This window comes from Cupriavidus gilardii, assembly GCF_017598945.1.
In the GTDB taxonomy this organism is placed as follows: Bacteria; Pseudomonadota; Gammaproteobacteria; order Burkholderiales; family Burkholderiaceae; genus Cupriavidus; species Cupriavidus gilardii_E.
The window spans coordinates 148,806-163,442 of sequence record NZ_JAGFTW010000046.1 but is presented as its reverse complement, the minus strand read 5'-3'; the positions used below and the strand labels follow the sequence as shown (position 1 = coordinate 163,442).

Below are 14,637 nucleotides of genomic sequence, written 5' to 3'. Positions count from 1 at the left end.
TTGCCGTTTTTGCTGGAGCCATTTTGAAAGCGTCCATTCTTTCCGAGCTGTTGCTGCAACGGCTGGAACGGCCGACCGACGGCCTCGCCGACAAGGCCGGTACGCATATGAACCGGCAGGTCTATCAGATCATTCGTCAGGAAATCCTTGCAGGGACTATCCCCGCTGGCTGCAAGCTGCCGGCGTCGCGGATGCTGGCCAAGGAAGTGGGGGTGTCGCGCAACACCGTGCTCTATGCCTACGAGCAGCTGCTGGCCGAGGGCTATGTCACGGCATCGACGGGAAGTGGCACCTTTGTGTCGCACACCTTTCCCGACCATAGTGCGTTGAACAAGGTTGGAGGCGCCAATGGCACCATCACCGTGCCTGCAGCGCAGCAAAACCCGAACCGCTTTGCGCTTTCGCGGCGCGGCCAGCATCTGGTGTCGCATGCCGGTGCGTCCGATCGCCAATGGGGTGCATTCATGGCCGGCGTGCCCGACGTCTCGCTGTTCCCGCGCGCGGTCTGGACCCGCCTGCTGAACAAACATTGGCGCGAACCGCGCCCCGAGTTGCTGACGTACGCGCACAACGGCGGCCATATGCCGCTGCGCCGCGTCCTGGCCGAGCATCTCCGCCTGGCGCGCGGCGTACGGTGCGATCCCGAACAGATCATCATGACGACCGGCATCCATCAGGCCATCGACCTGATCGCCCGCCTGCTGGCGGACCCCGGCGACAAGGCGTGGATGGAGGATCCGGGCTACTGGGGCACGCGCAGCCTGTTGGCCAACTCGGGCGTGGAGCCGATCCCGGTGCCGGTCGACGGCGAGGGCATCGCGCCCGATGCGGCCACGCTGCAGAACCCGCCGCGCTTCATCTTCGCCACGCCGTCGCACCAGTACCCGCTCGGCACCGTGATGAGCCTGTCGCGCCGGCGCATGCTGCTCGAGTACGCGCGCCAGCGCGGCGTCTGGATCGTCGAGGACGACTACGACAGCGAATTCCGCTTCGAGGGCCGCCCGCTCGCCTCGCTGCAAGGGCTCGACGAGCACGATCGCGTGATCTACATGGGCACCTTCTCCAAGACCCTGTTTCCCGGCATCCGCATGGGCTTCATGGTGTTGCCCAAACCGCTGGCCCCGCATTTCGCGACCGGGTTGTCGGAGCTGTTCCGCGAGGGACAGCTGATCCAGCAGGCGGTGCTGGCCGACTTCATCGAGGAAGGCCACTACGCCACTCATATCCGGCGCGTGCGGCTGCGTTATGCGCAGCGGCAGAGCCTGCTGCGCGAGGCGATCGCCGAGCGTTTCGGCGCGGACTGGCCCACCTCCACGCACGAGGCGGGGCTGCATCTGGTCATGCATCTGCCGCCGGGCGCCGACGACCTCGGCATCAGCATGGCGGCACGCACGCAGGGCCTGAGCGCGCGGCCGCTGTCGCGCTACTACAGCGACGAGACGCAAGCGCGCCAGGGCCTGCTGATGGGTTATGCCTGCGTGCCCGAGGAAGAGATCGGGCCGGCGTTCCGCAAGCTGGCCGAGGTCATCGAACCGGCGATGGAGCATCTGGCCCGCACGCAGGCGCCGCGACGCGAGTCGACGGTGAAGATCAATCGCGAGGCGTGGAGCGGCGCGTGATCGCGCTGCCGAATGCTTGCGCCCTGCTTGTACCCTTCTTTTCTATCCACCCGATCCATTACGAGACCCTTGATGGCGAGCCCAATGACGCAAACCCAATCCGCGGCCGCGAGCCGCGACGCCCCGCTGTCCGAACTGGCCGCGGTGCTCGACCCCGCCGGCCTGCAAACCGGTGACGCCATCGAGACGCGCTTTCGCAAGGACTGGTACGCCCCGCTCGATCCGAATCCGCCGATCGCAGTGGCGAGGCCGCGCAATACCGCCGAGGTGTCCGCCGTGCTGGCGATCTGCCATCGCCATCGCCAGCCGGTGGTGCCGCAGGGCGGATTGACCGGACTGGCCGGCGCCGCGACGCCCGCGGGGGGCGAACTGGTGCTGTCGCTGGAACGGATGCGCGGTGTCGAGGAGATCGATGAACAGGCCGGCACCATGACCGTGATGGCGGGCACCACGCTGCAGGCCGCACAGGAAGCCGCGCGGGCAGCGGACTGGCTGCTGCCGGTGGACCTGGGCGCGCGCGGCAGCTGCCAGATCGGCGGCAATATCGCCACCAATGCCGGCGGCAATCGCGTGATCCGCTACGGCATGATGCGCGATCAGGTGCTGGGCCTCGAGGCGGTGCTGGCGGACGGCACCGTGCTGACGTCGCTGAACAAGATGCTGAAGAACAATGCGGGCTACGACCTGCGCCAGCTGTTCATCGGCAGCGAAGGCACGCTCGGCGTGATCACGCGCGCGGTGCTCAAGCTCGCGCCGCTGCCCGCCAGCACGCAGACCGCGTTGTGCGCGCTATCGCGCTACGAAGACGTGGTGCAGTTGCTCCGCCATGCGCAGCGCAAGCTGGCCGGCAGGTTGTCGGCGTTCGAGGTGATGTGGGCCGACTTCTACGAACTGGTCACCACACGCGTGTCCGGCGTGCGTGCGCCGCTGCCCGCGGGTCATCCCTTCTACGTGCTGCTGGATCTGCAGGGCGACGACGCGGGACAGGACGCGCCCGCCTTCGAGGCGATGCTGGAAACTGCCATGGATGCGGGCCTGATCCAGGACGCCGCGGTCGCGGCCAGCGACAAGGAAGCGCAGAGCTTCTGGCAGCTGCGCGACGCCGTGGCCGAGTTTCCGGTGATGTGGGCGCCCAACGCCGCCTTCGACGTCAGTCTGCCGATCGGCAAGATCGGCGAGTTTGCGCAGGCCCTGCGCCGCGCCGTGCTGGACCGATGGGCGGATGCCGAGCTGGTGAATTTCGGGCATGTCGGCGACAGCAATCTGCATGTCAGCGTCTATCTGCCCAATGTCGCGCTGGCCGACTTCCCCGAGCACGAGATCAGCGAGGTGGTCTATCGCGTCGTGCAGGACTTTGGCGGCAGCATCTCGGCCGAGCACGGCATCGGCACGCACAAGAAGCCGTTTCTGGGTTGCTCGCGCACGCCGGAGGAGCTGGCGGTCATGCGCCTGCTGAAGCGGACGCTCGATCCGCACCATATCCTGTGCCCGGGCCGGGTGGTGGATCTGGATTGAACGGCCGAGGGCGCGCCCCATGCAATGCCATGGCGCGCCCCGATGTTTCGACCGCTATTCGACGCTCGCCGCGGCCTTGACCGGGCTGCCGCGCAGCGTCGCCTCGCGCAGCCGCACGACGAGCAGCGGCGCCAGCAGCGATACCGCCGCGCTCGCCAGGAACAGCGCGCGGAAAGCGCGTTCGGCGGTCTGGCGCACCACCGCCGCCTCGGCGCCCTCGCCGAGCGACAGCACCTCGCGGAACAGATGCATCAGCACGTCCTCGCCGCCGGGCAGCGGACTGACCGCCATGCCGCTATGGCGCAGCAGCGCGATCAGCACGGTGGTCAGCACCGCAACGCCGACCGCGCCGCCCAGCATCCGCGAGAACGCCGTCAGCGCGGTGGCAACGCCGACCTGCTGCGGCGGCACCGCGTTCTGCGTCGCCACCAGCGCGCTCGGCAGCTGCAGGCCGATGGCCAGACCCAGCGCGACCATCACGACCGCGGTCAGGACCACCGCGCGCGGATCGACGAAGGCCAGCGCTGCGATCACCAGCGGCGCGGCCGCGGCGCCGATCAGCTGCAAGGGCTTGTAGCGGCCGCTCCAGGTCATCAGCCGGCCCGCGATAAAGGCACCGAACGGAATCGCCAGCGTCAGCGGCACCAGGCGCAGCGCCGCGCTGTCGGCCTGCGCGCCGCCCACCACCTGAAAGCGCAGCGGCAACAGCACCGACATCGCGATCAACTGGAAAAAGCACAGGAACAGCGTGATGCAGCAGATCGCCACCGTCGGCACGCGCAGCATCGCCAACGGAATCACCGGATCGGCCGCGCGACGCTCCTGCCAGAAGAACAGCAGCAATGCCACCGCGCCGGCCGCCAGCAAGCCGAGCGAGTCGGCGCGCCAGACATCGTGCCCCTGACCCAGGCGCGTCAGGAACACCAGCACGCCGGTCAGGCCGCCGCCAAACAGCAACGCACCGAGATAGTCGATCGGATGCTTGCGGCCGCCGCCGGCCGGCAGATGACGCAGCGCCCGGCGCACGGTCACCAGCGCCAACAGCGCCAGCGGCAGATTGATCCAGAAAATCCAGCGCCATGACAGGTAGTGCGCCAGATAACCGCCGATCACCGGTCCCGCCATGCTGGCCACCGCCCACACGCCGCTGACATAACCCTGATAGCGGCCGCGTTCGCGCAGCGGCACCACGTCGGCAATGGCGGCCTGCGACACCGAGATCAGACCGCCGCCGCCCAGCCCCTGCAGGATGCGCGCGACGATCAGCTGCGGCATCGTCTGCGCCAGCGCGCAGGCAATCGACGCCAGCAGGAACAGCACGATCGCGAACGACAGCACCGAGCGCCGGCCGAGCACGTCGGACAGCTTGCCGTAGATCGGCGTGGCCACGGTCGAGGCAATCAGATAGGCCGACACGACCCAGGCCATCACGTCGAATCCGTTCAGCCGCAAGGCGATCTCGGGCAAGACCACGGCCACGATGGACTGTTCGAGCGCCCCGAGCAGGATCGCCAGCATCAGGCCGAAGATGACCTGCATCACGGGCACCGGGGGCGTCCCGGTCGGCTCGCCGGGTTGGATGGGCTCAGGCGGAAGCGGTGACGCGGCGGGCGACGCCGGCGAACCGGCGGCAGCCGCAACGGAAGCAGCCGCGCCGGCAAGGCGCTGGCCAGAAAAAAGGGGAGCGGTCATCGGGCGGGCAACGAGAAACAAGACAGCCGGTGCACGACCACGCTGGCCGGACCGGCTTTTCTAATGAAGGACAGACGGCTATTGTAGGCGGTTGCTTAAAAGTGTGCCTTTCGGCGCGCTTTTACCCGCCCTTGCGGCCCTTGGTGCTGTCCCGCGAAGTTTCACGGTCTTGCCCATAGGCCGCCCCGCGTTGCCATCAGCGCGCGTGCCATCTGGCGCAAGTTTTTCCAGACCTCACGGGGCTTTCGATCGTGGCGCGAGGCCACTTCCGCCACCATCTTTGTCACCAGCTGCAGCGGCGCCTCGTCGAGGATTTGTGCGACCTGGGGCTGCAGTTCGTCGGGGACCTGGCCGGTGATCAAGGCATGCTCCAATGCCATTGGCGTCAGCTCGCCCGAATAACTGGTGTTTGCGCCTTTCGCGGCCATCCATACCGCGCGAGCGGGCCGACCGCGCTTCTGTTCTGGATCCGTGAGTTCCAACGACAGGCCGATGATTTCCACGAGAGGGCCGAGCGTGCCCAGGGTGACGTTGACGTGGCCGTGCTCGATGCCGTTCAACGTCTGTCGCGACAGTCCCGCCATATCGGCCAATTGCTGCTGGGTAAGACCCAGCTCTATCCGCTTGCGACGAATGGCATGGCCGAATAAAGCGACATTCATTTGGCGCCCTCCAATTGTGTCAAGTATAGACGACAAACTTGGGCGCCAAATTCTTGCGTCCGTCGCGCCGGCGGAGGGTCGCGCACCGCTGGGGCGCCTGCCTCGCGCCCCAACTCGTTTTAGAAGCTCTGCCAGTCATCCCCGCCGGCGCCCGGCGCTGCCGCGGTGGCCAGCGCGGCGGGCCGCACCGGCGCGCTACGAGACTTCGCGACGCTCGCGGCAACATGATCGGCACGAGAACCCGTAGCGGCGACCTTGCCAGTCGCGGCCGTCGCGCGCGGCGAGGCTGGGGCAGCCCGCTGCGCAGCCTTGGCCGTCAGCGCTGGCACGGCAAGCACCGGTTCCCGGGCCGATTCGGTGGCGCGCGGCAACGCGGCTGGCGAAGCCTCGACGCGGAACTTCGCCGCGTCCTGCACCAGCCCGGCGGCCTGCTGTTGCAGGCTTTCGGCGGCCGCGGCAGCCTGCTCGACCAGTGCCGCGTTCTGCTGCGTCACGCTTTCCATCTGCGCGATCGCGCGGTTCACCTGCTCGATGCCGGTCGACTGCTCGGCGCTGGCGGCGGAGATCTCGCCCATGATGTCCGTCACGCGGCGGACCGCTTCCACGATGCCGTCCATGGTGCCGCCGGCCTGTTCGACCTGGCGGGCGCCGACTTCCACCTGCTCGACCGAGCGGTTGATCAGCTCGCCGATCTCCTTGGCCGCCGCCGCGCTGCGTTGGGCGAGGCTGCGCACCTCGGCCGCCACCACGCTGAAGCCGCGTCCCTGCTCGCCGGCGCGCGCAGCTTCGACCGCGGCGTTCAGCGCCAGGATATTGGTCTGGAAGGCGATGCCCTCGATCACACCGATGATTTCGGCAACCTTGGACGACGACTGCGAAATGCCCTGCATCGTCTCCACCACGCTGCGCACGGTACGTCCGCCCTCGGCCGCCACGGCCGAGGCATTGACCGCGAGCTGGTTGGCCTGGCGGGCGTTGTCGGCGTTCTGGCGCACGGTCGAGGTCAGCTGCTCCATCGAGGCGGCGGTCTGCTCCAGCGAGGCAGCCTGTTCCTCGGTACGTTGCGACAGATCGGTGTTGCCCTTGGCAATCTCGCGCGTGGCGCCGTCGATCGCCCCCGAAGCGCTCTGAATGCCGCGCACCAGTACGGACAGTTCCGCGAAGGCGCGCTGCATCGCCTTCAGCATCCGGCCCATCTCGTCATTGCCGTTGGCGCGGATCGCAAAGGCCAGGTCGCCCTGTGCCAGCGCCTCCGCCGCCGCCAACGCCTGCCGCGCCGGCCCGGTGATCGAGCGCGTGATCGCCACGGCGAGTCCGACCGCCAGCAGGGCCGACACCGCGCCCAGCGCGAGCAGCAGATTGCGCGTGAACAGATAGTCGGCCTGGGCCTGCTGCACCGCCTCGACGGCCATCTTGCGGCCCGAGGCGATCAGCGTGTCCAGGCGCTCGAAATACGCCGCCTGCGCGGCCGGCAGCGTGACGATCAGCCCGGCACGCGCGGCGACGAACTCGCCCGCCTGCAGCTGCGTCAGCAATTGGTCGAGCTGGGTGTTATAGGCGGCGCGATGCTTGCCCAGTTCGTCGAAGACCTGTTTGAGCGCGGCATTGTCGGAGGCAGCGATCAGCTTCGACAGGTCGTCGAGCGTGGCGCTCATCTGCTTGCGGCGCTCGTTGACGCGGCCGACGTTCTGCTGGACCACGGCCGGATCCTCGGTCAACACCGCGTCCCGGACCATGATGCCGATGGCCTGCGCCCCCTCCTTGACGCCGTCCAGCTCCATCACCTTGAGCAGGCGCTGCTCGACGGTCGCCCGCATCGACGCGTTCATATCGCCAAGCGCGAGCAGGCCGAAGCCTGCCACCACGGCCAGCAGCGCAACCATCGCGGCAAAGGCCCCCGCCAGGCGCGCGCCAATGCCGAAATGCTTCCATCCTCCCATACCGCCCCCTTTCCTCTCGTAGTCGACGCCCGCGCGCATGCGCGGCGGTGCATCGCTAACGGCAGAAAGGGATGCTTTCTTGATGGGAGCGGATGGGCTGGGTGCCGGGTGTCGGCCGGAAATGTCCAGGGGACGAGATGGCAGGCATTGGTGCCACGCCCAAACGGAAAACAAGGGGCAAAAAACCCGTCAACTCCACCGATCGCCACGGCCGGGACAGGTGTTCAATTGACGCCGAGCATCCGGTATTCCGCCTGAGGCGGCGAGACGTCCGGCATTGCACAGGACGCGGGCACAAAAAAAGAAGCCCACGCGCGGGGTGCTCGTAGGCTTTCCAGGACTGCTAGAGCCGATTGGCTCGTGGCCGACTATAGCGGTGCTTAGATGAGGTGTAAATACAGTTTCCATCAGGGTAAATGCCGATAGTGACGCCTACTTTGTTTTATGAATAAAACAAGACAGGGACGTTGCAATACGCGACAAGATGTGCCGAGGTGAGTACGTACTCGGATGGAAACTGGCGTTTCATGTGGCGCAGGCCATCGCCGGCGCATCGGAAGCCACTTTACGCTTTGAACCGCTAGGTATATCGGCATTTGTACGCAAGCGCTTAATTAGAGGTTTACTTCTAGGCACTTGCCGAGGCTCCTTCGAACCCCGAGTTGTAAAAATTTGTTACTCTCCGGGCCGAAGTATTCCCCTTCTCTCCTGGCAGCACCGCCAGTCCGACCGTCGAGGCACAACATCCGCGAACCACAAGCGCCACGGCCGCAAGGACACGCGATGACTTCCCCCGCGCCGGTACCGAGAGCGAATGTTTCATCCCTCGCCATGATCAGGCTCTCGCCAACACGGATACCGTCACGCCGCATCCGCGCTGGTTCGTGCTCGATCCCCGTACCGTTGCCTGCCGACAGAACCCAATCGGGCTCGACCGGAGAAGTCGTGAAGTATCAGGAAATCAGAAGCATTCGCCCGGGCCGTCAGCTGCAGGACCGACAACTGGCGTTTCACCGCGCCAGCCGCCATCCGGTGGTCCTCCATCTGACCAGCGGCGTGCGCCTGCACGGGATCGTGGTCGGCGCGGACGCTTATATGGTGTTGCTCGGCGTGGCCCCGGGCGACCCGGCGCCCCAGATCGTCTACAAGCATGCGATCGCCGCGATCACCCCGGACAGTGCCGACGGACAACCGATCGAATTGCCCCGCGACGAGGTGCCGCCCGAGTTTGTCCGCCTCTTTACCCCCCGCACCCGGACCCGGCGGCGCGCCTGAGCCCCGCCGGCAGCCCCCACAAGCCTGCCCGCAGCCTTGCAATGACAGCTTTCCGCACCGCCGCCTGAAGATCACTCTAAACCTTTCGGCAGCCCGGTCGATAACCTTGGCAACGGAGGCACTTCACGCCCTGCAGTGCAGGCAGCCAACGTTACGGCACCCGCCGGAATGCGTAAAACATTGCAAATAGGAGTCGTACCATGGCGCAAGTCATTAATACCAACTCGTTGTCTCTGATGACTCAGAACAACCTGAACACGTCGCAATCGGCGCTGAACACCGCGATCCAGCGCCTGTCCTCGGGCCTGCGTATCAACAGCGCCAAGGACGACGCGGCTGGTCAAGCGATTGCCAACCGCTTCACCGCCAACATCCGCGGCCTGACGCAAGCTCAGCGCAATGCCAACGACGGCATCTCGCTGGCGCAGACGACCGAAGGCGCGCTGACGGAAGTCAACAACAACCTGCAGCGTATCCGTGAACTGTCGGTGCAAGCCGCCACGGGTTCGAACTCGAGCTCCGACCTGCAGTCGATCCAGGACGAAATCAAGCAGCGTCTGGAAGAAATCAACCGTGTCTCGGAACAGACCCAGTTCAACGGCGTCAAGGTTCTGGCCAAGGACACCAAGATGAACATCCAGGTCGGCGCGAACGACGGCGAAATCATCGCCATCGACCTGAAGGAAATCACCGCCAAGACCCTGGGTCTGGACGGCTTCAACGTGTCGGGCCCGAAGGGCACGCCGGCCGCTCTGGTCGCCGCCGACTACCAAGCCGCCTACGGCGCCACGACGCAAGTCACCGGTACCGCTGTGAGCGAAGCCAACGCTGGCGACCTGGCCTCGCGCCTGGGCGTCGCTGCCGGCAGCGTGGCCCTGGCCGCCACGGCCGAGAAGGACGACAACGGCAACTGGTTCGCCACCGTGACGATCACGGCCGCCGACGCGACCGAAGTCAGCACGCTGAAGGCCAAGGGCTTCGAAGTCGAAGCGACCGTGGCGAAGGAGTTCTACATCGCTCTGGACCCGCAATCGGCTGACCTGTCGACCCCGACCTCGGCTGCTTTCGCGATCGACACCGCCAACATCCAACTGGCCAGCATCACCTCGGGCGCGAGCTCGAACCCGCTGGCCAAGCTGGACGCAGCCCTGGCGGACGTCGACACGCTGCGCAGCTCGCTGGGTGCGGTGCAAAACCGTTTCGACTCGGTGATCTCGAATCTGGGCACCACGGTGACCAACCTGTCGGCTTCGCGTTCGCGCATCCAGGACGCTGACTACGCAACGGAAGTGTCGAACATGACCCGCGCGCAGATCCTGCAGCAAGCTGGCACCTCGGTGCTGGCGCAAGCCAACCAGACCACGCAAAACGTGCTGTCGCTGCTGCGTTAATTCGCAACGGCGCGGAAGCCCGGGCCGCAAGGCCCGGTTTTCCGCTGGGAATGCTTCGCAGGCAGTTCGCTGCCTGCAAAGCGTTTCTTGGGACGCGTTGACGTAGACAAGCTGAACAACAAAGGCAAAAGACTATGGCTACCATCTCCAACATCGGTGTCGGCTCCGGACTCGAACTCGGCTCGCTGCTCGAGAAACTCGAGGCCGCGGAAAAGACGCCGCTGAAGCTGCTCGAAACCCAGGCGTCCAGCTACCAAGCCAAGCTTTCCGCCTACGGCACGCTCAGCAGCGTGCTGTCCGCCTACCAGAGCGCCGCCAAGAAGCTGGCCGATGCCGCCACCTTCGGCGCCGCCAAGGCGGTGGCCGGTTCCACCGACATCATGACCGCCGCGGCAGGCTCCAACGCCGTGCCGGGCACCTACTCGGTCAACGTCACCAGCCTCGCACAGGCGCAATCGCTGGTCGGCACCAACGTCGCCAGCCAGACCACCGCGATCGGCACCGGCAAGATCACTTTCGAGTTCGGCGAGCGCCAGGGCTACAACGAAGGCACCGGCGGCTACACCGATCCGCTGGGCTTCACCGCCGATGCCGCGCGCACCAAGACGGTGGAGATCAAGCCGGGCCAGAACACGCTGCAGGGCATCCGCGACGCGATCAATCAGGCCAACGTCGGCGTGACCGCCAGCATCGTCAATGACGGCAGCGGCACGCCCTATCGCCTGGTGCTGACGTCGAACACGACTGGCGAAAAGTCCAGCATGCGGATTACCGCGGACAGCCCCGAACTGAGCAATCTGGTCGGCTTCGATCCGACCCAGGCGGCGCAACCGAGCGGCATGCAGGAGACGGTGCGCGCCACCAACGCCAAGCTGGAGATCAACGGCATCGACGTGGTCAGCCAGAGCAATACCGTTGCCGATGCGGCTCAGGGCGTCACGCTGACGCTGAACAAGACCGGCACCACCAGCCTGACCGTGACGCGCGACACCGACGCGATCAAGGCCGCGATCCAGGGCTTCGTCACCGCGTACAACAACATCCAGAACACGGCCAAGTCGCTGACCGCGTTCGACACGACCACCGGCAGCAGCGCCGCACTGAACGGCGACAGCACGCTGCGCTCGATCCAGACCAATCTGCGCAGCATGCTCAACGTGCCGCAGCCCGACGGCAAGGGCGGCACGATCACGCTGTCGGAAATCGGCGTCTCGTTCACCAAGGACGGCACGCTGCAGGTCGACGACAAGAAGCTGACCAAGGCGATCGGCGAGAACCTCGGCGGCGTGACCTCGATGTTCTCGCACACCACCGGCACCGGCGGCTACGGCAAGCAGATCACCGATGCCATCGACGACCTGAACGAAACCAACGGGGCGATCAAGATCGCTACCGATGGCCTGACCGAGAGCCTGAAGGACCTGGAAGACCGCTACGCGCAGGTCGAGGACCGCGTCAACACGACCATCGAACGCTACCGCGCGCAGTTCACCCAGCTGGACCTGCTGGTCAGCAAGCTCAATCAGACCCGCAGCTACCTGACCGAGCAATTCGCCGCGCTGGCCAACCAGACCAAGAAGTAACCAACGGCAAGGATCGCCATCATGTATGCGCGCCAAGCAATCAACGCTTATGCCCGGGTCGGCGTGCAGACCGGGGCGATGAGCGCCAGCCCGCACAAGCTGATCGCCATGCTGTACGACGGCGCGCGCTCGGCCATCGCACGGGCCAAGTTCCATCTCGATGCGGGCGACGTGCAGGCGCGCGGCCAGGCCATCTCGAAGGCGATCGACATCGTCGACAACGGCCTGCGCGCGGTGCTGGACCACGACACCGGCGGCGAGATCGCCGCCAACCTCGAAGCGCTGTACGACTACATGACCCGCCGCCTGCTGCTGGCCAATGTGCGCAGCGACGTCACGCTGCTCAACGAGGTCGACGCGCTGCTGGAAAACCTCGCCACCGCATGGGCGCAGATCGGCGAACCGGAAGCGGGCGACCATGCCGTGCAATCGGCGGCTCCGGCCCAGTCGGAAGCCGTTGCCGTAGCGCAGGAGAACTGATCATGCACGCCGTGTCTCCCACCGTGCTGAACTACGAGGAACTGCTGGTTCTGTCCGAGCAGATGCTCGAAGCCGCCGAGGCGGAAAACTGGACCGCGTTCAACGATGTGCAGACGGTCTACCTGGCCGTGGTGGACCGCCTGCGCGAGCTCGAGCACAACGTTCCGGTCTCGGCCGAAGAACGGATGCGCCGCCACGCGCTGCTCGACCGGATTCTGGCCTACGACGCCCGCATCCGCGACCTGATGCTGCCGCACCTGGCGCGCCTGGGCCAATTGCTGGGCGATTCGCGCCGCCGCCAGAACCTTTCGCACGCCTATCGCACGCTTGCCTGAGCCCATGCCGGGTCCCGCTGGCCGTCGCCGGCGAGCCGGTGACCCAGCGGACCATCCGGAACCCTCCCCATGACCGCGATCCATTTGCCGCCCGGTTCGCCGTCAGGGCAAAGCCTCGATGCCAACACGCTGCGCGCGCAGGTCTCGGCCAACAAGCTCGCCGCGCTGATTCCGACGACCAGTCCCGGCGGCGCCACGGTCCGGCAGTCCGACGGGACCTCCACCGGCGCGGTCGAACTGCCGGTGCGAACCGGTCCACAGAGCCAGGCTCCCGGCACCACGCCGGTCGGTTCCACTCGCGAAACCCTCAGCTTTGCCGCCCGCACCATCCTTACCTTGCTGGCCCAGGGCTCGGCAGCGCCGCTGCGCAGCGCCGGTCCGCTGTTGGCGGTACCGCCCACGCGCCTGCCCGAGGGAACCGCGCACGTGCGGCAGGCGCTGATGCACCTGGTGCAGGACAGCGGGTTGTTCTACGAATCGCATCTGGCGCAATGGATTGCCGGCGCACGGGGGTTGGCAAGTCTCGCCCGCGAGCCGCAGGCCGGAATCGGCCGGAATCCCTATCTCGGCGCCGGCGGCGCAGCGCATGGCAGTGCCGCTTCGGGTCAGGCACCCGCGACCGGGGCCTACGGACCGCAACCGGGCGCTCCGATGCGTCCTTCGGCCACCGCCCCCCTTCCGAACCTGCCCTCCGCATCGCCGTCCGACGCCCAGGCCCTGAGCAACGCGATCCAGGCCCTCGCCGCGGCCGAGCCCTCGCAAGCGGTGCTCGACGCCGCGTTGAATGCGGCCCGCTCCGCGGCCGGCACGGGCCCGGATGGTGCCGCCGAAGAACCCGCCGCGACGCCGGGCGACACCGGCGCCCGCACCGGCGACGCACCGCGCGGCGGCGAAACATCGCGCGCGCTGCAGGCAGCTGCGCAGGCTTACCAGGCCGCCGCCAACGACGCCGCGCGCCAGGCTGGCTCGCAGACGCCGAGCGCGGGCAGCGACGACGCACCGGCGCGGCCCGACGCGACGGCCAATATGGCGAAGACCGAAGCCGCGCCCGCCATCCATCCGAATACGGAAGGCATCGTGCGCCAGCAACTCGAACTGCTGGCCACCCAGCAGTTTCGCTGGGCCGGCGAAGCGTGGCCCGGTACGCCGATGCAATGGGATATCGCCGAACGCCAGCAGGAACATGGGTCCTCCGGCGAGCACGGCGACAGCGCGGACGAACGCACGTGGTCCAGTCGCCTGGTGCTGGAGTTGCCGCAATTGGGAACGGTGGAAGCCCGTCTGACCCTGACGCCTACGGGTCTGGAAACCCGCCTGGCCGTGCAGGAAGACCGCATCGCAAGGATGCTGGACGACGCGCAGGATCGCCTGCGCAATAACTTGGGCGCCCGCGGCATCGACCTGCTGCACTTCTCGATCCGGCGCGACACCGACGCGGAGGGCGCAGCATGAGCCAGCAGGACTCGCCCCGCGGCGCCGCCGTCGCACTGTCCTACCAGAAAAACGACGCGGCCCCCCGCGTGGTCGCCAAGGGCTACGGCCTGATCGCCGACTCGATCATCGCGCAGGCGCGCGAGGCCGGCGTCTATGTCCACGACTCGCCGACGCTGGTCAACCTGCTGATGCAGGTCGACCTGGACAGCCAGATTCCGCCGCAGCTCTATACGGCGGTGGCCGAACTGCTAGCGTGGCTGCATCGGCTGGAGGCGGATACGGGGATCGTGCGGATCGAGTAGCGACCGCCGAAGGCCAGATTCGGAATGCAAAAAGGCGACCGCAAGGGTCGCCTTCGCGGATAAGCGCGACGCTTACACCGCCATATTCATCACTTCCTGATACGCCATCGCCAGCCGGTTGCGCACCTGCACGCCCGTCTGGAACGAAATGCTGGCCTTCTGCATTTCAATCATCACGTCGTTCAGCGCAACGCCCGGCTTGCCGAGCTCGAACGCCTCGGCCAGGCCGTAGGCGCGTTCCTGGGCGCCGCTGATCTTTTGCAGCGAGCGCTGCAGTTCGCCGGCGAAGCCGGAAGCGGCGGCCGGAGCGGCCTGGGAAGTCGTGCCCGACGCGCTCTGCGCCAGGCCGCGCAGCTGCTGCAGCATGCCTTCGATGGAAGCAATCGAACTCATCGGTCTGTCTTTTCCG

General features: G+C 66.8%; 13 protein-coding genes. 9 read left to right on the top strand and 4 right to left on the bottom strand.

All coding sequences use genetic code 11. The features are described from left to right. Nucleotides 1-23: 23 nt before the first annotated feature. A complete protein-coding gene (locus J5T34_RS17825; protein ID WP_208581327.1) occupies nt 24-1,619 on the top strand; it encodes a PLP-dependent aminotransferase family protein in 1,596 nt (531 codons plus the stop codon). Nucleotides 1,620-1,703: 84 nt separating this feature from the next. Continuing rightward, nucleotides 1,704-3,134 (top strand): FAD-binding oxidoreductase, encoded by a 1,431-nt coding sequence (locus tag J5T34_RS17820; RefSeq protein WP_208581325.1) that lies wholly within the window; start codon nt 1,704-1,706, stop codon nt 3,132-3,134. Between the two features lie 54 nt (nt 3,135-3,188). On the opposite strand, the gene J5T34_RS17815 is transcribed toward J5T34_RS17820, so the two are convergent. The 3 genes from J5T34_RS17815 to J5T34_RS17805 all read right to left on the bottom strand — a co-directional run bounded on the left by J5T34_RS17815 (nt 3,189) and on the right by J5T34_RS17805 (nt 7,428). Further along, a complete protein-coding gene (locus tag J5T34_RS17815; RefSeq protein WP_208581323.1) occupies nt 3,189-4,673 on the bottom strand; it encodes an MDR family MFS transporter in 1,485 nt (494 codons plus the stop codon). A 314-nt stretch (nt 4,674-4,987) separates the two neighbouring features. After that, complete coding sequence (locus J5T34_RS17810) at nt 4,988-5,488, bottom strand: helix-turn-helix transcriptional regulator (RefSeq protein ID WP_208581321.1); 501 nt, start codon at nt 5,486-5,488, stop codon at nt 4,988-4,990. Nucleotides 5,489-5,607: 119 nt separating this feature from the next. Next, the gene (locus J5T34_RS17805) at nt 5,608-7,428 is read right to left on the bottom strand and encodes a methyl-accepting chemotaxis protein (protein ID WP_208581318.1); all 1,821 of its coding nucleotides are present in this window, start codon (nt 7,426-7,428) and stop codon (nt 5,608-5,610) included. 945 nt (nt 7,429-8,373) lie between these two features. On the opposite strand from J5T34_RS17805, the gene J5T34_RS17800 reads away from it, so the two are divergent. The 7 genes from J5T34_RS17800 (at nt 8,374) to J5T34_RS17770 (ending at nt 14,228) form a co-directional block, all read left to right on the top strand. Continuing rightward, nucleotides 8,374-8,703 carry an RNA chaperone Hfq gene (locus J5T34_RS17800; RefSeq protein WP_208581316.1) on the top strand — a complete coding sequence of 110 codons (330 nt, stop codon included), beginning with the start codon at nt 8,374-8,376 and terminating at the stop codon, nt 8,701-8,703. Between the two features lie 200 nt (nt 8,704-8,903). Next, nucleotides 8,904-10,094 carry a FliC/FljB family flagellin gene (locus tag J5T34_RS17795; protein ID WP_208581314.1) on the top strand — a complete coding sequence of 397 codons (1,191 nt, stop codon included), beginning with the start codon at nt 8,904-8,906 and terminating at the stop codon, nt 10,092-10,094. A 134-nt stretch (nt 10,095-10,228) separates the two neighbouring features. After that, complete coding sequence (gene fliD, locus J5T34_RS17790; protein WP_208581312.1) at nt 10,229-11,677, top strand: flagellar filament capping protein FliD; 1,449 nt, start codon at nt 10,229-10,231, stop codon at nt 11,675-11,677. Between the two features lie 21 nt (nt 11,678-11,698). After that, complete coding sequence (fliS, locus tag J5T34_RS17785) at nt 11,699-12,157, top strand: flagellar export chaperone FliS (RefSeq protein WP_208581310.1); 459 nt, start codon at nt 11,699-11,701, stop codon at nt 12,155-12,157. A gap of 2 nt (nt 12,158-12,159) precedes the next feature. Then, nucleotides 12,160-12,492 carry a flagellar protein FliT gene (locus tag J5T34_RS17780; protein ID WP_208581308.1) on the top strand — a complete coding sequence of 111 codons (333 nt, stop codon included), beginning with the start codon at nt 12,160-12,162 and terminating at the stop codon, nt 12,490-12,492. Nucleotides 12,493-12,561: 69 nt separating this feature from the next. Continuing rightward, a complete protein-coding gene (locus J5T34_RS17775; RefSeq protein WP_208581306.1) occupies nt 12,562-13,944 on the top strand; it encodes a flagellar hook-length control protein FliK in 1,383 nt (460 codons plus the stop codon). Beyond that, nucleotides 13,941-14,228: an EscU/YscU/HrcU family type III secretion system export apparatus switch protein gene (locus tag J5T34_RS17770; protein ID WP_208581304.1), complete on the top strand. Its 288-nt coding sequence runs from the start codon at nt 13,941-13,943 to the stop codon at nt 14,226-14,228. The genes J5T34_RS17775 and J5T34_RS17770 overlap by 4 nt, the downstream gene beginning before the upstream one ends. A gap of 72 nt (nt 14,229-14,300) precedes the next feature. Here J5T34_RS17770 and fliE read toward each other — a convergent pair whose 3' ends face one another. Then, nucleotides 14,301-14,621 carry a flagellar hook-basal body complex protein FliE gene (gene fliE / locus J5T34_RS17765; RefSeq protein ID WP_208581302.1) on the bottom strand — a complete coding sequence of 107 codons (321 nt, stop codon included), beginning with the start codon at nt 14,619-14,621 and terminating at the stop codon, nt 14,301-14,303. Between the last annotated feature and the right edge of the window lie 16 nt (nt 14,622-14,637).

What these genes read in the sequence shown, in the direction of transcription:
- J5T34_RS17820 (WP_208581325.1), top strand. Translation starts at nt 1,704, where the DNA reads ATGACGCAAACCCAATCCGCGGCCGCGAGCCGCGACGCCCCGCTGTCC.
- J5T34_RS17815 (WP_208581323.1), bottom strand. Translation starts at nt 4,673, where the DNA reads ATGCAGGTCATCTTCGGCCTGATGCTGGCGATCCTGCTCGGGGCGCTC.
- J5T34_RS17810 (WP_208581321.1), bottom strand. Translation starts at nt 5,488, where the DNA reads ATGAATGTCGCTTTATTCGGCCATGCCATTCGTCGCAAGCGGATAGAG.
- J5T34_RS17805 (WP_208581318.1), bottom strand. Translation starts at nt 7,428, where the DNA reads ATGGGAGGATGGAAGCATTTCGGCATTGGCGCGCGCCTGGCGGGGGCC.
- J5T34_RS17795 (WP_208581314.1), top strand. Translation starts at nt 8,904, where the DNA reads ATGGCGCAAGTCATTAATACCAACTCGTTGTCTCTGATGACTCAGAAC.
- fliD (WP_208581312.1), top strand. Translation starts at nt 10,229, where the DNA reads ATGGCTACCATCTCCAACATCGGTGTCGGCTCCGGACTCGAACTCGGC.
- fliS (WP_208581310.1), top strand. Translation starts at nt 11,699, where the DNA reads ATGTATGCGCGCCAAGCAATCAACGCTTATGCCCGGGTCGGCGTGCAG.
- J5T34_RS17780 (WP_208581308.1), top strand. Translation starts at nt 12,160, where the DNA reads ATGCACGCCGTGTCTCCCACCGTGCTGAACTACGAGGAACTGCTGGTT.
- J5T34_RS17775 (WP_208581306.1), top strand. Translation starts at nt 12,562, where the DNA reads ATGACCGCGATCCATTTGCCGCCCGGTTCGCCGTCAGGGCAAAGCCTC.
- J5T34_RS17770 (WP_208581304.1), top strand. Translation starts at nt 13,941, where the DNA reads ATGAGCCAGCAGGACTCGCCCCGCGGCGCCGCCGTCGCACTGTCCTAC.
- fliE (WP_208581302.1), bottom strand. Translation starts at nt 14,621, where the DNA reads ATGAGTTCGATTGCTTCCATCGAAGGCATGCTGCAGCAGCTGCGCGGC.